18 protein-coding genes and 1 pseudogene are annotated in these 22317 nt (G+C 46.1%); 5 read left to right on the forward strand and 14 right to left on the reverse strand.

Annotated elements, in window-relative coordinates; genetic code table 11:
- Positions 1–276 precede the first annotated feature (276 nt).
- The 9 genes and pseudogenes from L6466_RS10555 to ppdK form a co-directional block, all read right to left on the reverse strand.
- Complete coding sequence (locus tag L6466_RS10555) at positions 277–639, reverse strand: hypothetical protein (protein ID WP_237802942.1); 363 nt, start codon at positions 637–639, stop codon at positions 277–279.
- A gap of 234 nt (positions 640–873) precedes the next feature.
- Positions 874–2352, reverse strand: coding sequence for a hypothetical protein (locus tag L6466_RS10560; RefSeq protein WP_237802940.1), 1479 nt, complete (start codon positions 2350–2352; stop codon positions 874–876).
- Positions 2353–2744: 392 nt separating this feature from the next.
- A complete protein-coding gene (locus L6466_RS10565; protein WP_237802938.1) occupies positions 2745–3113 on the reverse strand; it encodes a nuclear transport factor 2 family protein in 369 nt (122 codons plus the stop codon).
- A 4-nt stretch (positions 3114–3117) separates the two neighbouring features.
- The gene (locus L6466_RS10570) at positions 3118–3321 is read right to left on the reverse strand and encodes a flavodoxin family protein (RefSeq protein WP_237802936.1); all 204 of its coding nucleotides are present in this window, start codon (positions 3319–3321) and stop codon (positions 3118–3120) included.
- 39 nt (positions 3322–3360) lie between these two features.
- Positions 3361–4677, reverse strand: coding sequence for a hypothetical protein (locus L6466_RS10575; RefSeq protein ID WP_237795352.1), 1317 nt, complete (start codon positions 4675–4677; stop codon positions 3361–3363).
- Between the two features lie 20 nt (positions 4678–4697).
- Positions 4698–4859, reverse strand: a pseudogene (locus L6466_RS10580) (SDR family oxidoreductase); the annotation flags it as partial.
- Positions 4860–4874: 15 nt separating this feature from the next.
- Positions 4875–5000: a hypothetical protein gene (locus L6466_RS14250; protein WP_255779411.1), complete on the reverse strand. Its 126-nt coding sequence runs from the start codon at positions 4998–5000 to the stop codon at positions 4875–4877.
- 68 nt (positions 5001–5068) lie between these two features.
- Positions 5069–6256, reverse strand: coding sequence for an ATP-binding protein (locus tag L6466_RS10585; RefSeq protein ID WP_237795343.1), 1188 nt, complete (start codon positions 6254–6256; stop codon positions 5069–5071).
- Between the two features lie 212 nt (positions 6257–6468).
- On the reverse strand, positions 6469–9189 hold the full coding sequence (ppdK, locus tag L6466_RS10590; protein ID WP_091814889.1) for a pyruvate, phosphate dikinase: 2721 nt from the start codon (positions 9187–9189) through the stop codon (positions 6469–6471).
- A 179-nt stretch (positions 9190–9368) separates the two neighbouring features.
- On the opposite strand from ppdK, the gene L6466_RS10595 reads away from it, so the two are divergent.
- The 4 genes from L6466_RS10595 to L6466_RS10610 all read left to right on the forward strand — a co-directional run bounded on the left by L6466_RS10595 (position 9369) and on the right by L6466_RS10610 (position 13313).
- Positions 9369–9674, forward strand: coding sequence for a Dabb family protein (locus L6466_RS10595; protein ID WP_091814892.1), 306 nt, complete (start codon positions 9369–9371; stop codon positions 9672–9674).
- A 72-nt stretch (positions 9675–9746) separates the two neighbouring features.
- On the forward strand, positions 9747–11180 hold the full coding sequence (gene rlmD / locus L6466_RS10600) for a 23S rRNA (uracil(1939)-C(5))-methyltransferase RlmD (RefSeq protein ID WP_237795318.1): 1434 nt from the start codon (positions 9747–9749) through the stop codon (positions 11178–11180).
- Positions 11181–11200: 20 nt separating this feature from the next.
- A complete protein-coding gene (locus tag L6466_RS10605) occupies positions 11201–12232 on the forward strand; it encodes a porin (RefSeq protein WP_237795308.1) in 1032 nt (343 codons plus the stop codon).
- A gap of 40 nt (positions 12233–12272) precedes the next feature.
- The gene (locus L6466_RS10610; protein ID WP_237802934.1) at positions 12273–13313 is read left to right on the forward strand and encodes an asparaginase; all 1041 of its coding nucleotides are present in this window, start codon (positions 12273–12275) and stop codon (positions 13311–13313) included.
- Between the two features lie 67 nt (positions 13314–13380).
- Here L6466_RS10610 and L6466_RS10615 read toward each other — a convergent pair whose 3' ends face one another.
- From L6466_RS10615 to L6466_RS10625, 3 genes are read right to left on the reverse strand one after another with little or no spacing between them, the layout of a single operon-like run.
- The gene (locus tag L6466_RS10615; RefSeq protein WP_237795305.1) at positions 13381–14169 is read right to left on the reverse strand and encodes a Gmad2 immunoglobulin-like domain-containing protein; all 789 of its coding nucleotides are present in this window, start codon (positions 14167–14169) and stop codon (positions 13381–13383) included.
- A gap of 27 nt (positions 14170–14196) precedes the next feature.
- Positions 14197–15744 carry a RagB/SusD family nutrient uptake outer membrane protein gene (locus tag L6466_RS10620; protein WP_237795302.1) on the reverse strand — a complete coding sequence of 516 codons (1548 nt, stop codon included), beginning with the start codon at positions 15742–15744 and terminating at the stop codon, positions 14197–14199.
- A 23-nt stretch (positions 15745–15767) separates the two neighbouring features.
- Positions 15768–18929 carry a SusC/RagA family TonB-linked outer membrane protein gene (locus L6466_RS10625; protein WP_237795301.1) on the reverse strand — a complete coding sequence of 1054 codons (3162 nt, stop codon included), beginning with the start codon at positions 18927–18929 and terminating at the stop codon, positions 15768–15770.
- 529 nt (positions 18930–19458) lie between these two features.
- On the opposite strand from L6466_RS10625, the gene rbr reads away from it, so the two are divergent.
- Complete coding sequence (gene rbr, locus L6466_RS10630; protein ID WP_091814916.1) at positions 19459–20001, forward strand: rubrerythrin; 543 nt, start codon at positions 19459–19461, stop codon at positions 19999–20001.
- Between the two features lie 48 nt (positions 20002–20049).
- On the opposite strand, the gene L6466_RS10635 is transcribed toward rbr, so the two are convergent.
- Positions 20050–21111: a UDP-N-acetyl glucosamine 2-epimerase gene (locus L6466_RS10635; protein WP_237802932.1), complete on the reverse strand. Its 1062-nt coding sequence runs from the start codon at positions 21109–21111 to the stop codon at positions 20050–20052.
- A 30-nt stretch (positions 21112–21141) separates the two neighbouring features.
- Positions 21142–22296 carry a tetratricopeptide repeat protein gene (locus L6466_RS10640; RefSeq protein WP_143005695.1) on the reverse strand — a complete coding sequence of 385 codons (1155 nt, stop codon included), beginning with the start codon at positions 22294–22296 and terminating at the stop codon, positions 21142–21144.
- Positions 22297–22317 lie beyond the last annotated feature (21 nt).

Below are 22317 nucleotides of genomic sequence, written 5' to 3' on the forward strand. Positions count from 1 at the left end.
AGGCTTAAATCATGCTGGATGTGACGAGGGACAGCCCCTGTCACCTTTTACCGAAAATGATGTTGAATAGCTGCTTTATCCAGATATTGGAGATGGCCCAGCTGCGCTACAAGACCTACGTCCGCAAAACGCAGGAGAACTGGGAGGAGTGAATCCTCTATCCTATCATAGTAAAGCGGCGCATCCGATTGGGTGCGCCGCTTAATATATAACAATGTGTGGCTCTAAGATTCCATGTTGGATTGTTACAGAATGAACTTGCAGAAACAAATTCAATTATTGCTTGGGCTTGACAGGCAAAGCTAATGGTAATGAGAAATTAAGTTTATGAGTCATAAGAGAGGTGTTCTGGCTCTCTTTGCTTCCTCCTGCATGGAATAATGAAAATACTTCTATAGCGCCTTTCCCACTTTGGGCAGATGCATCAGATACAGTAATTGCCAAGTCGAAATGTATTTCCCGAACCAAATGCGCAGTTCCGTCTTTAAAGGAATATGTATCATTTTTAGGAAAACCGCTTTCATTAGTTATGTTCTCTGTAGCAACAAATGAATGTTGATTACCGAGCTGCAGATTTGTTTCGTTTACACCTTCTGCAATTTGCGTCAGGGTTTCCTTAATAAAATCTTTTACATTCATAATTATACTCTATTTTACATGTTTAGAAAAAAATTAGGCGATACTTGTCATTACCTTATATGTCTATACTCGATAGTTGTTAAAAAGGTATTTTCTTGTACTTGTGTAACTTGCTCACTTGTTGACCATAATAGGTGCTTTTTATCGCCGTCACTCGTTCCAAGAACATTCACAAGCCAAACATCCTAATGGATGTATTAACGACCGCCAGGACTGACAATATCCTGTATATTATTACATTTGTTTCTCTAATTCGCAGAATTTCAGATAATCTACGTGCATCTGTTCAGTATTATATTCTTTCATTTCTTTTGAATCCGTGTTGAGGTGTTGCAAATTAAACGCTGCCATAATATCCCGCTGATGTGTGCGTCCGTCAGACAATGTGATATACCTTTCTTGTATACCATGTTTAATAAACTTTCTTGCAGTAAAGTCATATTGAGTAGCAGCGTTATAGCAATCAACTTTTATAAATCTTCCACCACGTCCTTCCACCTTATTCTTTAAAACGTTAATGAACATTGCAGGTGAATGATGTGTTATTGATCTTCTCCATCCTTTCCTACATTTTTGTGAACTTGTTATTGTATCTCCTTTCGTTTTTCCTTTCTTTTCTTTCCATTCGCTAATTGGATTATCCTCAACGACAAAGATGTTTCCAAGTTTTAGCAACTCGTTTGCCAACAATATGTGTTGAAGTTTTATCCTTGCAGCCTTTCTTCTATATAATTCTTTAAGTTCTATACTGAGTTTCATATAACGTATAGTATTTTTACATGGCTCATGTTCTTCCTTGGGCTTATATGCTCCATTCTTATCGAAATTATTTGGATTGTTTTCTTTGCGACTTCTATACATAGCACTACGAATGCTGTCAATCTTCTTTTGATCTTTTTCGCCATCTTTTGCAAGACGTTCTATTGAGACACGAGTATCTGAACAGATGGCTATATTTTGGGGGCCTACATCTATACCAACTCTTCCTTTGCCTAGTTCATGACCTTTACTTGGTACTTTACCCTCTACAGTCAGTTGCAAATAGTACTTTCGCTTGCCTCTAACAATCTGCTTGGCTATTTTCACTATACGGATATTCTTGAGACCTTCTTTCAAAGGTGTCAATTCATATTCTGTTTGGTTTTTATGAGTTACTATTGGCATCGTAATATATTTAGCCTGAGATTTACGTTTGCCATTTACGTTGATTGAGATATTCATTTTCTCAAAATCAAACGAGAAGCCAGAAGCATATCCACTTTTGACCCTGGCTCCCAAAGCATTTATCTGTCCTGGTCTTTTTTTGTTTATCTGATCACATTTTGAATCAAACATATATTTATCCCAAGCATTCCAAATCGTCATTCCAAGCAAAGCTGCCATTTCACCATTTATACCAAAATCAATGAATGTTCTATTACCATCAACAGAACGTTGATTTAGTTTTGCAACCCAATTAGCTATTCCATACTGAGTAAATGTCATTGGGCATGGATTTTGATTAAAGAAAGCTTGTTTCTCTTTAATCGACTTGCATTGCTTGAAAGTTTTCGTATTAGTAAGCCACAGATACTTACCCATAAGATGGGATATGGCATAGTTGTATATCTGACGTAACAATTCCAAACGCTGGTCTATAATATCAGCTTGCCACTTTTCCACTTTCAATGGATATGTAATCACATAGTTTGGTGTAGCTCTTTTTATTGCCATACTTCAATCGTTCTCATTTTATTGTTCATTATGGTGCAAAGTTACGCATAATATTTTGAACTACCAAATTCATTGCTTTATAGCAGGTTTAGCATGAGTTTTGCTAATAATAAGATATAACTTAACCTTTAGCAGATAAAACTGATATATAATAAGGTATGGTAAACCTAAACTCAGTTTATTGAAACAATCAATTGTTTTACACTAAATCCTTTTCTTTTTACTGAAGATGAGCAGATTTAGTCTCTCCCCTTCTCTTTCCACTTTCCTTTTAACTGAAAAAATGGTATCAGAGATAACAAAGTCACATTTTGAGATAACTGCGGATAATTCAAAAGGAAACTCATCGAAATACAAAAAAACTACAAATCGACGAGTTATCATTGTCATTTTCAATATGTCGAAGCACGTGCAGATGTAAAATACCACCTGCCTTCTTCCTTGGAAAGGTTGAAATGAAGCTGCAAACTCCAGATGTGACGTCTGCCTCCGAAAACAGCTACTGTTACACGACTGCGACCTGTCAGGGTGGCATGATTGCCGTTGACTTTGATTTCCATCTGCTCATGCTCGGCTGAATAATAATTCAGCGTACCTTCTGCAATAGCCCTGATGTACTCTTGCTTTGACTGGTGCATCCCCGTCATGTGGGTCAGCACGAAATCATCGGCATGGACACGGTTCAGCGTTGCCGTGTCTTTTGCCACCATCGCCGCATACATCTCACGGTAGAGGGCTTCTATCTGTACTTTGTCGGTCATCTTCTTACTTGATAAAGTTTGTTGCGATACGTCTGGATTCCTGCTCTGACAAACCGCCACACTCACGCTCAGCATGGATGGCACGGATAAGAAAAGCCATGTTGCGCCCCAGCACACGTATTATCTGCAATCCTTCTTCATCTTTCAAAACTTCCTCAGATGTGCTACCATACATGGCATTCCAATAGCGACTTGCGGCTACAGGCATCTCGCCATGCAGGAAATTTCTTTGCCCAAAAGCCTTGGGTCATTGCCCTCTATACACGCGATAGTTTGCTATTGGTGCCACCGTCAACGGATGGCGAGTAGCAATGCGATAGGGCAGACCTATCTGGCGGAATTCGTCGAGAAAGGCTTCGAGATATGTATCATCTGCAAACCGCTGCATTAGGCTGATACAGAACGTGCCGCCCACGGCACTCATCTCAATGGTGAGAGCATACGGCGTATAGGCCTCTGTGTACATCTCGCTGACGTATTGTTCGGCAGCACCCAGATTAGCCTTGCCGACGTAACTGACACAGGTTGTGGCTGCTGATGTTGCGACACTGTAGGCTTTGGCCATTGCCTGATGGCGCCCCTCAAGGGTAGGAATCTTTTCGAACATGTCTTGCGTATGCTGAGTTTGCCAGAAATTCTCAATGACGTTGTCATCGTTCGACTGTAGGGCCACCATGCCTCGGAATATGGTCTGCTGCGTTTCAATATCCATCCCTCGCATCTCGTCGTTCAGGGTCAGGCGGAGCGATGATGCCAGTGATTGGCAGGCCTGCGGACAGCCCAAGGCAGGGCGCTGGTTGATGGCCAGTGCCACCATCGGCACACCTTCCGTCAAGTCGGGATGCAGACGGGCAATGGCACGGACGAGCAGCAGCGAAATGAGCGTAGCGGGCGATGTGTCGCCTGAGGTCACATACCTCATCATCTCTTGCTCTTCAACAAGGATGTTGACAGTTTCCACGTCCTCACTTACCGCCACCTTTGACTGTGTGGTCAGATTGATGCAGCGCAGACGTTCCGGAAGGGGTAGCGGGTTCAGTTGGTCGGGCTTAGCCAGTGCGGCAGGGTCTTCCCATTCCTCTGAACTAATAGTGTCACCTGACACACGAATGTTCGCCATGCCCCTTTCCAGTGTCGCGTCATAGCGACGGCGGGAATATTCATAGAGCAAGGTGCGTAGGATGTTATAGGCTCCAGTGCCGTCAGTCAGGCAGTGGAAGAAATCGATAGCGATGCAGTCGCCCCAGCAGCAGAAGGCCAGCAGATGGTTGTTCGACTCCGGGCCAATCAGTCTCACTGGTTTTTCCCCTTCGCTGACTACCCACGGCTCGCTGTTGTCTTCATACACAAAATATTCCGTGCCTTCAGCATCTTTCCTCATGCCGAGCTTCACTTGATAGTATGGATACCGCAGGCGCGTTGATTCTACAGCCTGACGCAACAAGTCGCCGTCAACGACATCTCGCATCTTCATCGTCATTCGTACCGTCCAACTCATCTGTTCTCCTGCCCATGTCAGGTAGAATCTTTCTGAAAGCAGTTTTTTCTCTTTATTAAAGTTCATAACTGTGACTAAAATTTTTACTAATGTGTAGTTTTCAAATATTGCAAATCGCCATACCTGTAACTGGCTGTGCAGCCACCGTCGATGAGGAGGTCGGCACCACTGATGAAACGTCCACGTGAGGACATGAGAAACTCAGCCAAGTCGCCTACTTCGTCGGGTGTACCGGCACGACGGGCTGGCATGCCTTCAAGCGTCTATGCAGCCCGTTTCGCATTCTCCTCACTATAATCTGCCAACACGATGTGCTTACCAGCCGACACACGACGGATGATGGCTTGTCCGATGCTACCAGCACCCACTAATACTGATACTTGTTTCATTTGTAAATCCCGATTTATCTGTTTTTGTACTATTCTCTATTACCTGCAACGATATACGTATGAAGTTATTATTTGAAAAGAGTCCTTATATCCATAGAAAGGAACTCTTCAGCGCTTATACCACCGTCACCCACTATAAATGCAGATTTAGGGCGGAACTTATCTCTAAACTTATCAAGTCCTTTCGTATTCTTTTCTGCATTACTCTTTACCTCGATGGCAACGACTGTTCCCTTCTTGCGAAGAATAAAATCAACCTCGCCGGCAAGTTCACGCCAATAGAACACTTCAATACGATGAACAAAAGACTGACTGACAATCCAAGCACCTATCCCCGATTCAAAGATGCGCCCCCACTCCTTGCGATCCATAATAGCCTGATTGAACGTATGAGGATTATACGCCATCTTTAGAGCATTGTTATATACCTGAAATTTGGGAATACTGGCTCGACGTCGGGCTGTATCGATACTATACTTTTGAAGTCCGCACAGCATACCACTCTCATCAAGCAGATTAATATAACCTGCCAGAGTAACGGTGTTTCCTGCATCTTGTAAAGAGCCAAGCATTTTGTTAAGAGAAAGTATCTCGCCAGAGTAAGAAGCACCAAGTTCAAAAGTCTGACGAAGAAGGGCCGGCTTACTGATAGGTGTATTCATCAAGATATCCTTATTGATGGTCGCATCAATGATTGCCGACTGTATATACTGCTCCCAGCGGTCAGCCTCATTTATCAGGCCCGCAGCACCAGGATAACCTCCAAAGAAAAGATACTGGTCGAGTGTAAAGCCAAAACACTCTTTCATTTCAGGATAGCTCCAATGAGTCATGCGTATTTCTTCGAAGCGCCCACCTAACGACTCAGAAAGTCCTTTTTCTAAAAGCACACGACTACTTCCAAGCAGCAACACTTTTATGTTGCGATCGTGTAAGGTATCATCATCCCACTCCTTCTTTACGACCTCACTCCAATTAGATATCTTCTGAATTTCATCGATAACAAGAATCATACTATCAAGGCCTTTGCTCTCCTTCAGACTACGAACAGCAGCCCAACAGTTAGACACCCAAGCAGTATTTGATGCTGGCACATTATCGGCAGAGAACTGCTGATAAGGCAAATCCAAATCTTGAAGCACCTGCTTAACAACAGTAGATTTACCCACTTGACGCGGTCCCATAACAACCTGAATGAACTTTCTTGGCTCTTTTAGCCTACTTGTAATTATTTGATATTCAGACCTTTTGTACATAATTCAAATTTTACTCAGTGAAGTGAGTAATTTTACTCAGTGCAAAGATATAAATAAAAAGTAGTACCACCAAACATTTTACAAAAAAGATACAGTTTGTCTTGTTTTGTGACTTAAAAACAAGACAAATTCTAAGTACGGGACATAAGTAACAAAAAAAAGAGCGCAACTCTCGAATGGAATTGCGCTCAAAGTATAATATAGAGTTTTGCTTACTCTTCTACTGCTGCCTGCGCGGCGGCGAGGCGTGCGATGGGCACACGGAATGGAGAGCAAGATGCATAGTTCATGCCAATCTTAGCGCAGAACTTCACAGAGCTGGGCTCACCACCATGCTCACCACAGATACCGCAACGAAGCTCAGGACGAACCTCGCGACCTTCCTTAACAGCGAACTTGATGAGACGGCCAACACCCTCCTGGTCGAGAACCTGGAATGGGTCAACCTTCAGGATCTTCTTATCGAGGTATACAGGCAGGAACGAAGCGATATCGTCGCGGCTGTAACCGAAGGTCATCTGTGTCAAGTCGTTAGTACCGAATGAGAAGTACTGAGCCTCTGAAGCAATCAGATCAGCTGTCAGGGCAGCACGAGGAATCTCGATCATTGTACCGATCTCGAACTCAACCTCAACACCCTCAGCAGCGAATACCTCCTTAGCAGCGCTCTGGATAACTTCCTTCTGCTGCTTGAGCTCGTTGATAGTACCAATCAGAGGAACCATGATCTCAGGCATAGGATTCTTACCCTCCTTCTTCAGCTCACAAGCAGCACCCAGGATAGCCTTTGTCTGCATAGCAGTGATCTCAGGGAAGGTGATACCCAGACGGCAACCACGGTGACCCAGCATTGGGTTGTTCTCAGCCAGTGAGTCAACACGACGCTTGATATCCTCTACGCTAACACCCATTTCCTTAGCCATAGTCTCCTGACCAGCCAGATCGTGGGGAACGAACTCGTGGAGAGGGGGATCAAGCAGACGGATGTTCACGGGCAGACCGTCCATAGCCTCAAGGATACCCTTGAAGTCAGCCTTCTGGTAAGGCAGCAGCTTAGCCAGAGCTTTCTCACGTCCGGCAACGCTGTCGGCCAGAATCATCTCACGCATAGCAACAATCTTCTTGTCCTCGAAGAACATGTGCTCAGTACGTGTAAGACCGATACCCTTAGCACCGAACTCACGAGCGAGTTGAGCGTCACGAGGAGTATCAGCATTGGTACGAACCTGCAGCTTGGTGTATTTGTCGCAGAGGTCCATCAGCTCCTTGAAGTCACCAGACAACTCAGCAGCCTTGGTAGTAACCTCGCCAGCATAAACCTGACCAGTTGTACCGTTCAGAGAGATGAAGTCACCCTCCTTATATACTACACCGTCGATCTCGACAGTCTTGTCCTTATAGCTTACATTCAGGGCACCTACACCAGATACGCAGCACTTACCCATACCACGGGCAACCACAGCAGCGTGAGAGGTCATACCACCACGTGCAGTCAGGATACCCTCTGCAGAAGCCATACCAGCGAGGTCCTCAGGAGATGTCTCGATACGAACGAGGATGACCTTATGACCATCGTTGTGCCAGGTCTCAGCGTCGTCAGCGTGGAATACAATCTGACCGCAGGCAGCACCAGGAGAAGCAGGCAGACCCTGAGCGATAACCTTAGCCGAAGCCAAAGCCTTCTTATCGAATACGGGGTGCAACAGCTCATCGAGCTTCTGAGGCTCGCAGCGCAGGATGGCAGTCTTCTCGTCGATCATACCCTCGTGGAGCAAGTCGATAGCAATCTTCACCATAGCAGCACCTGTACGCTTACCGTTACGTGTCTGGAGGAACCAGAGCTTGCCCTCCTGTACGGTGAACTCCATATCCTGCATATCGTGATAGTGATGCTCCAGTTTATCCTGGATACCATTCAGTTCAGCATAGATCTCAGGCATTGCCTCCTCCATTGAAGGATACTTGGCTACGCGCTCCTCCTCAGAGATACCAGCGCGCTCAGCCCAACGCTGAGAACCAATCTTTGTGATCTGCTGTGGAGTACGGATACCAGCCACAACGTCCTCACCCTGTGCGTTCACCAGATACTCACCGTTGAACAGGTTCTCACCGTTAGCAGCGTCACGGCTGAAGCATACACCAGTAGCAGAGGTATCACCCATATTACCGAATACCATAGCCATTACTGATACGGCTGTACCCCACTCGTCGGGGATTCCTTCCATCTTACGATAGAGAATAGCACGCTCGTTCATCCAAGAGCGGAACACAGCGCAGATAGCACCCCACAACTGCTCGATAGGATCGTTGGGGAAGTCCTTACCAGTGCGCTCCTTGATGGCAGCCTTGAACAGCTTAACCAACTTCTTCAGGTCCTCAACAGAGAGATCCTTGTCCAGAACAACACCGCTCTCCTTCTTCACCTTCTCAATGATTTCCTCGAATGGGTCGATATCTGTCTTGTTAACGGGCTTCATCTCCAGCACCACGTCACCGTACATCTGTACGAAACGACGATAAGAGTCGTATACGAAGTGAGGATTATTTGTCTTAGCGGCCATACCCTCAGCCACCTCGTCGTTCAGACCCAGGTTCAGGATAGTATCCATCATACCAGGCATTGAAGCACGGGCACCAGAGCGTACAGAAACCAACAGAGGATTCTTAGCATCACCGAACTTGCAATTCATCAAGTTCTCAATATGTTTTACAGCTGCCATTACGTCATCGTTCAGCAACTCCATAATCTTCTGCTGTCCAACTTGATAATATTCATTACAGCAGTCAGTAGTAATTGTAAAACCAGGAGGAACAGGAACACCGATGTGGTTCATCTCAGCAAGGTTAGCGCCCTTACCGCCGAGTTCCTCACGCATCTTTGCATTACCTTCGGCCTTACCGTTGCCGAAGAGGTAAACTCTCTTTTGACTCATTAATTTGGATATTTAAGATTATTATATAAAGTTATTGTATTTCGAATTGTGCAAAGTTAGTAGAATTTTTGCACATTACCAAAGAAAACGGGCAAAAAATACAAAAAAAAATAATTATGCAGTGCGAATCGATTATTTTTTGTACCTTTGCATCGATTTCATTTTTATTTATATATAATATGGTAAAACACATTATTCTTTGGACACTAAACCCAGAATTGTCAGAAGAGGAGAAACAGACAGTAAAAGAAGGCATCAAAGCCGGACTTGAAGGCCTCGTAGGCAAGGTTCCCGGTTTGATTGACGTGAAAGTAAATATCAGCGGACGCCTGGCATCATCAAATGCCGACGTAATGCTCGACTCCACACTTGAGTCAGAAGAGGCACTGAAAGGCTATGCCCAGCATCCTGAGCATGTAGCAGTAGCCAACGGCAAGGTACGTCCTTACACCGTTCAGCGTGCTTGTCTGGACTTTGAAATCTAATTGATAATTGAACGCTCGGCTTTGCCGCTTTTACAAAGGCGGAACGCCGACTAAAAGAATTGACAATTGATAATGGCGAGAAGCAAGAAACCATTACCCCTGTTAGAAGGCGTTACCATTGAGGCTGTTGCTGCCGAAGGTAAATGCCTGTTCCACTGGAACGACCTGGTGGTCTTCGTACCATTCTGCGTGCCTGGTGACGTTTGCGACATCCAGATTCGCCGCAAGAAGCACTCTTTTGCCGAGGGCGAGGTGGTGCGCTTTGTAGAATACAGCAAGGTGCGCGCCGTTCCTTTTTGCAAGCACTTCGGTGTATGCGGTGGATGCAAATGGCAGAACCTGCCCTATGAAGAACAGTTGAAGTTCAAGCAGCAGCAAGTATTTGACCAGCTACACCGTATCGGCAAAGTAGAACTGCCCGAGTTCCGCACTATTCTCGGGTCTGTAAAGACTCAGGAGTATCGTAACAAGCTGGACTTCGGTTGTGCCAACAAACGTTACCTGACGAAAGAGGAAATTACGGCACTGCCTAAGGATGAGAGTCAGAGCCTGAAGGATGTGCCCGCCATCGGTTTCCATATCACAGGTGCTTTCGATAAGATACTGCCTATCGAGAAGTGCTGGCTGATGGACGACCTGCATAATCAGATTCGCAATGACATCCGCGACTACGCCATGGAGCACGGCATATCGTTCTTCGACCTGCGCGCTCAGGTTGGTCTGTTGCGTGACATCATTATCCGCAATAGCGCCAGTGGTGAGTTGATGGTGATTATCCAGTTCCACTATGATGAGACGGGCGGCGAAAAAGAAGCACTCGACCTGTTGCAACACGTAGCCGACACCTTCCCACAGATCACGTCCTTACTCTACCTCGACAACCAAAAGTGCAATGACACCATTGGCGATCAGGACATCCTCGTGTTCAAGGGTACAGACCATATCTTTGAGCTCATGGAAGACCTGAAGTTCAAAGTAGGTCCAAAGTCATTCTATCAGACCAACACCGAGCAGGCCTACCACCTTTACAGTGTAGCACGTGAGTTCGCAGGATTGACAGGCAACGAGATGGTCTACGACCTCTACACCGGCACAGGAACCATTGCCAACTTCGTTGCCAAGAAAGCCAAGCAGGTGATTGGTATCGAGTATGTGCCAGAGGCTATCGAGGATGCAAAAATCAACTCCGAGATAAATGGCATCAGCAACACCCTGTTCTATGCTGGCGATATGAAGGATATCCTCACCGACGATTTTATCGCAGAGCACGGACGTCCAGATGTCATCATCACCGACCCCCCACGTGCCGGTATGCATCCAGACGTTGTGAAGACTATTCTGCGCGCAGCCCCCGACCGCATTGTATATGTATCGTGCAACCCTGCCACACAAGCTCGCGACCTGCAGGATTTGGACGAGCAGTACAAGGTGATAGAGGTGCAACCCGTAGATATGTTTCCTCACACCCCACATGTGGAGAATGTAGTCTTATTGAAGAAAAGATAAAAAAACAAAAAGCAAACAATATGAAGAAAGTATTATTAGCAGCCCTGATGATGGGCGCAACACTGGGCGCACAGGCTCAGAGCGAATGGTTTAAGAATGTGAAGTTCAGTGGTTACGGCATGGTGCAGTATCAAGCCAGTGACCAGGATGCTAAAGAGAACAATGGTTTCAACTTGCGCTTGGTTCGTATGGCATTAGAAGGCCGTGCCCACGAGGATTTTTATTGGAAGGTACAGATGCAGATCAATGGTAACACCTACGATCCTGACAAGTCTTCAACCGACATTCGTCTGGTTGACCTCTTTGGTGAGTGGCAGAAGTACGAGTTCTTCAAGGTGAAGGCAGGTCAGTTCAAGCGTCCCTTCACATTCGAGAACCCCATGCACCCTATCACACAGGGCTTCATGAGCTACTCTCAAAACGTCAGCAAGTTGGCTGGTTTCTCTGACCGCTGTGGCGGCAACGCTTCAAATGGTCGTGACATCGGTGTTCAGATTCAGGGTGACTTCCTCAAGAATGCCGAAGGTCGCAACCTGCTGCACTATCAGGTAGGTGCTTTCAATGGTGAGGGCATCAACCAGAAGGATAAGGACAACCGCAAGGACATCATCGGTGGAATGTGGGTAATGCCCGTTAAGGGTATGCGCATTGGTGCTTTCGGATGGACTGGTAGTCGTGCCGGTGTTGGCGAGAAGAATCGCTACGCCCTCTCAGGCGAATATGCCCAGAACGACTGGACCTTCCGCACGGAGTATATCCACAGCCAGGGTTGGAATGCAGCCCACACCAGCGACAAGGCCGATGGTATCTATGCCCTTTGCATTGCTCCTATCCAGAAGAACAAGATGCACGTAAAGGCTCGCTACGACCTCTACCGCGAGGCCAAGGAATGGGGACAGTCAAAGACCATGTATGAGGTTGGTGCTGACTACATGTTCACCAAGAACTTGCAGATCAACCTGGAGTATGCCCGTGTGAACGACCGCACCATCGCCAACGCCGACAAGCACAACTACAACATGGTTGACGTGGAGCTTGACTTCCGCTTTTAAATTCTAGTTTAAACTAGTTTCACTGGTCACACTACCATATATGACCTCAAAGATACTATTGATTTACACCGGTGGTACCATCGGTATGAACCACAACCCACAGACAGGTGCTCTGGAGCCATTTGACTTCGAGCACCTGCTTAGTAGGGTGCCAGAGCTGACTCAGTTTCAGACCGAGATAGCCACCCATCAGTTCAACCCGCCCATCGACTCCAGCGACATGTCGCCAAAGCTCTGGACAGAGTTGGCACATATCATTGCCGATCATTACGAGGAGTACGACGGTTTTGTGATTTTGCACGGCACAGACACAATGGCCTACACAGCCTCTGCCCTGTCGTTCATGCTCGAGAACCTCACCAAGCCCGTTATACTCACTGGTTCACAGCTGCCTATCGGCCAGTTGCGTACCGATGGCAAGGAGAACCTCATCACCAGCATCGAGATTGCTGCCGCCCGTCGTCAGGACGGCACGGCGATGGTGCCCGAAGTAGGCATCTATTTCAATGGTCACCTGATGCGCGGCAATCGCACCACCAAACAGAGTGCTGATGAGTTCGATGCCTTCGAGTCATTCAACTATCCCCATCTGGCGGATGCAGGTGTAGAGATCACCTATCACGACGAGTACATCCATCGTCCATCAGCCATCCGTCTTCAGAACCCATCCCTCACCCCACAGTTCCGCCTCGACAACAACGTGATTATCTTCTCACTGTTCCCAGGCATCCGTGAGGATTTGATTCGTCATATCATTGCCACACCCAATCTGCGCGCCATAGTGATGCGTACCTTCGGCTCTGGCAATGCGCCCCAGAACCCCTGGCTGATCAGCGCCCTGCGTGAAGGCACCCGCAGAGGCAAGGTCATCATCAATATCAGTCAGTGTCTGCAAGGCTGTGTGGAGATGGGACGCTACGACACTGGCTACCAACTTCAGGAAGCCGGCGTCATCAGCGGCTACGACGGCACCGTAGAGGCAGCAGTCACCAAACTGATGTATCTGCAAGGAAAATATGATGATCCAGAGCAGGTGCGGAAATTTATGAAACAGAGTATCTGTGGAGAGATAACGGTGTAATTTATCATAAAAAAAAGAGTGTCACCCTATTGTGACACTCTTTTTTATATTCATCTTATTAACATACTTATGGAAGCTGAATAGACTCGGTAAATCCACTCCACAAGGTTGCTAATTTTCCATTATATACTACCAGTCCATACATACTGAAATTCAATACATTACCTACACGAGCCATTTCCTCAGAATAGAAATAGACCATGCCATAGCTACTATGCTTATAACCCATCTTCTGAGGCTCAAAAGCAACAAGACTGTTACCATCATCACTCAGTTCAAACTGGATGTCATAGCCTTTGTAAAGACAATCAGGAAGTTTGTATACATTTGTTCCTTTTGCACGTAAAACAGGCTGTTCCCAGCTGTCCTCAAAGAGTTCTGACGTGTAAACACCCGTACCAAGCTCTTCCCAATCGTAGTCACACATCACAGTGACAGTTGTTGTAGCATTAATTGAACCTCCAACAATCGTATCAGCGGTAGCAACGTCTTCATCGCTAAGTGTCAGTTTACAAGTATAGGTTGTACCAGGCTCCATACCAGCAGCGTCAATAGAGACAGTTGTTGACCACTCACCAGCTGCAAAGGTTGCAGTACCACCATTCTTATCTGTCAGTACAGTACCATCTTCTGTAGAGAAAGTATAATGTACCGTATATTCAGATGCCGTATTAGAACGAGTTATAGCAACAGGTACAGTAACTGAAGACGCTTTTGTTACAACAGTATTTGGCTCTGCATTCTCAAATGAGATGTTTTGAGCCGACGTGGTATAAGTAGTGCCCACGTTATCCGTATCACAAGCAGTAAGCATCATACCTGCGAATAAGGCCAAGCCTAATATATATTTCTTCATAATAAATCTCATTATTTTACATTATTATTAATCAAATGGATTCTGATCCTTACTATCATCCATATTTGCATTGCCATCGAACTCAGCCTGAGGAATAACCATCACCCACTTGTAGCTCTCAGGATTACTTGTGGCAGCATTCAACTTAGCTGATGCTGCAGCTGAAGGATGACCATCGGCTGTGCTACGTACGAAGCCCTGATGCAAACGGCGGATATCATAGATACGACCGAACTCACCCCACAACTCAATACGACGCTGTTTGATGATTTCCTCACGCAGTGAGCCACTTGCCAAATCGGTTGTTGCAGACATTGCTGTACCAGTCTTTGCGCAAGTATAATCAGGATCACGATAAGCCATCAAGGCCTTCAATGTATTCTGAGCATCAACATCATTACCCAGCATACACTCGGCCTCAGCCTTTGCCAGATACATTTCCTCAACACGCATGAAGATATAGTCACCTTCCCATGTAGCATAGTTCACGAACTTGAACTTCTCCTGCTGGTAACCATTGTCACCATTTGCAGGATCCTCAGGGTTCCACCAAGCACGACGGGCATCGTTAGCACCCATCTTGTTGTAAAGGCCCCTGGTTATCTGCTGACGGGCAGACGCACCATATTTTCCCTGATCAGCATCCATATGAGTGAAGAAGCCTGCATAACCTGTGGTCTGGTCAGCAATGATGTTCATACCCCACATCACGTTAGATGCAGACACTTTGTTAAGTCCGGCAAACTGGCCAACTTCTATGATATTAATCTTCTCCTTCTTAGCCTCGGCAATAGCCTTGGTAGAATAAGTCAGAACATCATCCCATTTCTCCTCTACCTGTGCGATACGTGCGTGCAGACCGTAAGCTACAGCCAAATTGATGTGTGACTTGCTATTGCGATCGTGTTCCGTAGCAGAGAGCAGTTCCTCAGCCTTCTTGATGTCGCTGTCAATCTGCTCATATACCTTAGCAACAGTCTCACGAGCCTTACCCTGCGTATCCTTTGTAGTGGGCTCCGTGTAGATAGGTACACAAGGTTCCGTCTCATGACCTACCAGAGTACGTGAATACCACTGAGCCAGCATGAAATAGCTGAAGGCACGGATAGCGTAAGCCTGACCAACAACATAATTCACGTCTGAAGGGTCGCCAGTCATTGTCTTTTCAGCCGTTGTCACATAGTTGGCATTGGCAATCAGCGTATAGAAGAAATTCCACACACCATAAGGACGACCCTGTGTATGAGTATAGTCACCCTTCACATCATAGAGATAGTCATAGTAGAACCAACCACTACCAGACTTTGCCTGAATGTGGTCTTCACCCATCAGGTCGGCAGCCAGGTTGATAGCAGAGAGTCCAAATTCCTCATGCTCCCATCCTGTTGTATAACCAGTGGTGTACATTGTACGGTAGATACCATCAATAGCTGCAATAGCACTACCTGCAGAGCCTGTCATCTTCTCTGTTGCAACAGAGGTAGAAGGCGTGGTGTCCAACTGATCATCTGAGCAAGCAGTCAACATGGTTGCACCAAGCAAGCCCATCAGTGTATATTTATATATTGCTTTCATATTTTATTCCTTTCTTTTTTGTATTAGAAATTAACTTCAATACCCATGGTCAGCGTCTTATTCGGTGAGTAAGAATAAGTAGTGCCACCACTGAAATTATACTGAGGATCCATACCGTCAAGATGACTGAACAGAGCCACATTATCGAAAGAACCATAAACCTTCACACCACCCAGGCTAGCCTTGCTAACCAAAGACTTTGGAAGAGTATAGCTCAGAGTAATGTTCTTAATGGCGAAGTAAGAAGCGTTGATCAGATAACGATCGGTCACGTGAACATTCTCTTTAATTCCTACACGAGGAACGTCGGTAATATCACCTGGCTTCTGCCAGCGACGCAGCACATTCTTATTCCAAGTAGAACTGAGATAGCTCAGGTTCATTGAGTTGTAATACATGTTGTCCAGCACTTTACCACCAATTGAGTAAGTTGTCAGGATTGACAGGTTGAAGCCTTTATAGCTGACATCAGTACCAATGCTACCATACAAATCTGGAATACGAGAACCCATCTCATAACGGCAAGAAGATGCTTCTGAATAGCTATCACTGATACGCTCGTTCACACGGTTGCCATCAGCATCAGTGTCGTAAACCCAGTAGAGCTGCTTACCAGTAGCAGGATCCACACCTGCACTCTTACGCAGATAGAATGTATTCAGAGGCAGACCTTCCTTGATGATATAGCTACCAGAAAGAATCTCAGGTGACTCAGCAGTCAGCTTGGTAACCTCGTTCTTGATAGTAGAACCCATCCAAGAAACATTCCATTCGAAGTCCTGGAAGCGAACGGGAGTACCAGACAGCTCGAACTCAAAACCAGAGTTCTTCATGTTACCCACGTTAGCAGAGTAACCAGAGAAACCAGTTGAAACAGCCATTGGGTAGTCGAGCAACATATCAGTTGTCTTACGAACATAGTATTCTGCACTGAAGCGGATACGACGATCCAGAAGAGTACCCTCCAAGCCAATGTTTAGGTTTGAGTTCTTCTCCCAAGACACCTCGTTGTTCTGCAGTGTAGAGAGCACAGCACCCACAGTGTTGGCATTAGGATAGGCCACACTTGACAGACCCTGCCATACATAATAGTTAGAATTACCATCGGCATCGAGGATGTCATCGTTACCCTGCTCACCATAGCTCAGTTTGAGTGACAGGTTGTCCACCCATTTCACATCCTTCATGAACTCCTCGCTTGAGATACGCCAGTTACCACCCAGAGACCAGAAAGTACCAGTGCGGTTACCGCTCTTAAAGCGTGAAGAAGCATCAGAACGCAGAGAAGCAGAGAAATAATACTTATCGTCGTAGTTATAGTTGAAACGACCCAGCCAAGAGTTGATGCGATAATCCAAAGAATAGCTGTCAGCATCCTTCAGAGTGGCACCTGGACGAAGCTCCAGCAGTCCGCTCATCAAACCAGAACGCTCTGCATCCATGAATTTGTAGTTATAAGCATAGAACTCGTGACCTGCAAGAACATCGAAAGAGTGCTTGTCAAAAGAACGGCTCCAAGTCAGCAGCTGGTTGAAAGTGTAGCTCTGAGTACGCATGCTGTACTTGGTGAGCAAACCACCAGAAGCAGCCTGGTTACCATGCTCCATATTCATATAACGCATACGGTTATTGTTGTCATAGTCGAAACCGAAGTTGATAGCCAGCTTCAGGCCTTTTGCCCAACCCATCTTATCGTCGTCGCTACCGAATACCAAACCAGAACGCATACCTGCTACGTCACGACGGATGTCAGCCTTGTCGAGCATCAGCATACCCAGTGAGCTATGGTCGCTCATTGAACCTGGACGCTGGTCGCCATTAGCAAGAGCCTCACCCCAATCGTACTCAATCTGACCATTTCTATAGACAGACTTACCCTCTGCATCTTTCAGGTATACAGGGAACAAGGGATTGACAAACTGAGCTGTGTACCATACGTTTGAATATGAAGTACCATCATAGTCGCTGAAGTTTGAAATAGAGTGAGCCACGTTCAAACCAACATTAGCACGGAACCAGTCGTTCACCTTTGTATCCACATTCACGCGGGCGTTATAACGCTGGAAAGAAGTGGTTTTCAAGATACCATCCTCGTTCAGGTAACCCAGTGACATAGCATACTTAGTCTTCTCGTTACCACCACTCAGAGAGAGCTGATGCTCATGACGCAGAGCGTTGTCGCGTGTTACGGCATCAAGCCAATCCTCATTCCATGCAGACTTTGCGTCTGTGCGAACCTGACCTGTAGCGGGGTCGATAATCTGATCCCAAGTATAGTTCTTGAAGGGGTTGTAGCTCTCGCCACCGAGTTCGCTGCCGAGACTGGCGCGTGCAATAGCCTCTGCATCAGTCCAAGATGCGCCGCCATCCCACTCAGCATTACGCAGAGCCTCGTAAACCAACTGAGTAAACTCAGTCTGGCTGACATTCTGGTAACGCTTATTAGCACGGTTTGACCAACCTACGTTAGAACGCCAAGTCACGTTAGTTTTACCCTCCTGACCTCTCTTGGTAGTAATCATCACTACACCATTGGCACCACGAGCACCATACAGAGCGCCAGAAGAAGCATCCTTCAGCACGGTCATAGACTCAATATCTGAAGGGTTCAGTGATGCCAGACTACCATCGTAAGGAATACCATCAACCACATAAAGAGGTGCGCTTGAAGCATTGATAGAACCGAAACCACGTACGCGGATACTAGGCGAAGAACCAGGCTGACCAGAACCAGAAGTCATCTGAACACCAGTCACGTTTCCTTCCAATGCCTTTGTTACACTCGTTACAGGGCGAAGTTCTACGTCCTCTGCACTGATGCTCTGGGCAGAACCCGTGAATGAAGACTTCTTCTGTGTGCCATAAGCCACAACGATGACTTCATCCAGAGCCTTGTTGTTAGAGACCAAGCTAATACGCATGTTGGGACGAGCAGTCACATCCTGCGTAACCATACCAATGTATGATACGCGCAAGGTTTTCTTGCCTGCAGGTACAGTCACTGAGAACTGACCATTGGCATTTGTCACAGCACCTGTGCTGGTTCCTACAACCAGGACCGTTGCACCCACTACGGGTTGTCCGTCATCTTGAGACACAACGGTACCACTGACTTTTGTCTGAGCCAATACTCCTCCTACCAGAAGGAATAAGCCCACTAACATTGTCATTAGTCTTTTTTCCATAAATCTCTCTCGTTTTTTAAGTTAATTGTTAAAGTATTATTATATTATCAATATTGTTCGCGCGTACATCGCTTTCTTTTCACTAATTTTTCCTATCAGCGTGCAAAAATACGTAAGAATTATTAAATATACAAATAAAATGCCAAAAAAGTTTCAAAAACGTACAAATTCTGTCAATTTATTATTGATTATGCACATTTTCGCTTAATTTGTGTACCACTTTGAAAGATTTTTATGGCAGATGTTTGCATTTCGTAACATAGAGTAAAATTGAAGAATCAGTCACCCTAAAATATCGGGGCGCGCATATATATAGCTGAATTCATGAATTGACTCGAGTGATTTCATGAATTGACTCGAGTCAATCGATGATTTCACACGAGTGAAGTTTTTGAGGGAATCGTGTGATGATTAGGCTCAATCATAAAAAAAAATACGACCTTTATTTTTTTATTCGGAAACTAATTCGTAACTTTGTGGCTGAGAAATAAAACTAACCCAATTATTCACTAAACAAACACTTACAGAAATGAAAGATTTGAAAGGAACAAAGACAGAGAAAAACCTGCAGGAAGCTTTTGCAGGCGAGAGTCAGGCACGCAACAAGTACACCTACTATGCTTCAAAAGCAAAGAAGGATGGTTTTGTACAGATTAGTAATATCTTCCTGGAGACAGCTGCTAATGAGAAGGAGCATGCTGAGATATGGTTTAAATACCTGAATGGTGGCAAGATCAACGACACAATGGCCAACCTTGAGGATGCAGCCAACGGTGAGAACTTCGAGTGGACAGACATGTATGCCCGCATGGCCGAGGAGGCTGACGAAGAGGGTTTCAAGGAGATTGCCGCAAAGTTCAGAATGGTAGCAAAGATCGAGAAAGAGCACGAGGAGCGTTATCGCAAGTTGCTCGACAACGTCAAGAAGGAGTGTGTATTCTCCAAAGACAACGACGTTATCTGGCAGTGCAGCAACTGCGGACATATCATCATCGGCAAGAAGGCACCCGAGATTTGTCCCGTCTGCGATCATCCCAAGGCTTACTTCCAGGTAAAGGCAGAAAACTATTAATTAAAAGAAAAAGCGGTTAGGCAAATGTCTAACCGCTCTTTTTTATCTTTAGCCCAACAGAATCTGTACGATACGTTCTGCCGTACGACCATCCCATCGGTCAGGAAGGGCACATTTCTTCCATTGTCCGGCCTCGATACGCTGCATCTCCTCCTTCAGTCGCTGAGGATCTTCACCCACCAGGACATTACTACCTACGCTGACCGTCTCCTGATGCTCTGTATAGCTGTTCAGCGTGATACAAGGCACACTGTTGAACGTAGCTTCCTCGGCTACATTACCACTATCCGTGATGATACCCTTGGCATGAGCCGTCAACCAACCGAATTCAAGATAACTCAGGGAGGGTTGAGGTTTCAGGTTTGAAACTTGAAACCTGAAACCTGAAACCACTTCAAGAGCTTTGCCTCGCAAAGGCGCAATGATAGGTGTACCGCCTGCAGCCTCGGACATGGCAATAAGCATCTTCTTCAACTTATCCTCATCGGCTAAGAGCGCCTTTCTGTTTACAGTAAACACGAAATATGAGCCCGGTTCTATATCCAAAACTGGTTTTTGCAGACGCTGATGATTAAAGCGGAGGGTATCCATCAGGATATTTCCCACCATATAAGTATTGTTGCTATCCGACTGTTCGCGTGCAGCCACACTATTACTGCGTGTGCCGGCCGTAAAGAGATAGTCGCTGAGGGCATCAATAACCAGGCGGTTCACCTCCTTAGGCATATTCATATCAAACGAACGGGTGCCTGCCACAAGATGTGCCAGTTTGATGCCTCGTTTCTTGGTAACGATAGCAGCCGCCATCGTAGAGGCAAGGTCGTCGACCACAATCACCACATCAGCAGGATTCTCCTCCAGATAAGCATCAAAATGAGCCATCACCCTACTGGTTATCTCATTCAGGCTGGTACTGTCGACACCAAAGAACACAGACGGGCGCGGCATCTGCAAATCATCGAAGAGCGAGGTCTCCAAAGTAGGATCGTCCTCACGACCAGTATATACCAGTTCATACTCGGCACCCTCAGCCTTCTCAATGGCACGAATCAGAGGTGCCACCTTCACAAAATTAGGGCGTGCGCCCGCAACAATACAAATATTTTTCATAGCGGTAGCAAATTATTCTCTTTTCACTATTCACTTTTCCTTTAACAGTCTGTCGATCTCGTCAAACTGCTTACCCATATTCAGATTCAGGTAGATACGATAGAGCACAGGAGCCCACTTAGCCTTCTCCTTGGGCATCAGTTTGCGATAGTGCTCCATAAAAGGACAGGCCTTCTGATAAGCCTGGCGCATCAGCTTCTTATCGCGCTTGTCGTTTTGACGTTCAGCTATATTGACATAAGCCGTACCAGCATTGAAATAAGGTTCGGCCAGATTTGGATTCAATTCTATGAGTCGCTCACTATACTTGATACTCTCCGCATAGCGCTCCATACGCAATAGCGTGGTGGACTTAGCAAAGAGAAACAGTTCGCTGGAGGGATTGACTGTCAGCGCACTATCAGTCAGCGCCAAGGCTTTCTCGTGCTGGCCCATATTGGCATAGGCGTCCATCAGGCGAGGGAAGAAATAATGGAACTGTGGATAACGGCGGAAGCCCTCTTCGAGGGTCTGCACATACAGTTCATCATCCTTGAGCAAGCGGCGGGCCTCAGCAATAAACTGCAGGGTAAAATCGGCCTTGGCCGTGTCCTGGAGCGCACGCTTACTGTAACGGAGCGTCAGCACAGGGTCTTGCTGTTTGTAGCCGCAATAGGTAGCCCAATAGGCCGCCTCAGACATACGAGTATCAAGGGAGTCGTAATGATAGGCCTGAAACAGAGGCTGACGGGCGCAGTCCAGATAGGCCTCATAATAGCGATAGGCATCAGCCCATTTATTCTTTCTCAACAGGAAAGAGCCCCCATTGAAGATATTAGGGCGCAGCGCATTTAGCTGTTGTGAGAGGCTCTTACGATTATCTGTTGTGAGACTGTCAAGTGTCTCTGCAATGGTCAGCATCTGAAGAGCCTTCGCAAAGAAAGATGCCGTATCGTATTGCTGTTTGAGATACAGTTTCTCGTTGCCCTGCTCATACTGTCCAAGCACGGCATCGTAGTAGGCCAGCCAGATACGCTTGTTGGTACGGTTGGTCGAGTCTTTCAGCAGAGCTGTCAATGTTTTCTCAGCATCTGCGTATTTGCCACTCTTGATAGACGACCGTGCCTGACTAAGCTCTTTCTTCTGAGCCATCAAGCACGGTGTCGTCATCAATAAGAGAAGCGTAACTGCAATGAGTTGCTTCATTCTCTAATTTAAAGGGTTGAT

The sequence above is a fragment of the Prevotella communis genome, from assembly GCF_022024175.1.
Lineage (GTDB): Bacteria > Bacteroidota > Bacteroidia > Bacteroidales > Bacteroidaceae > Prevotella > Prevotella communis.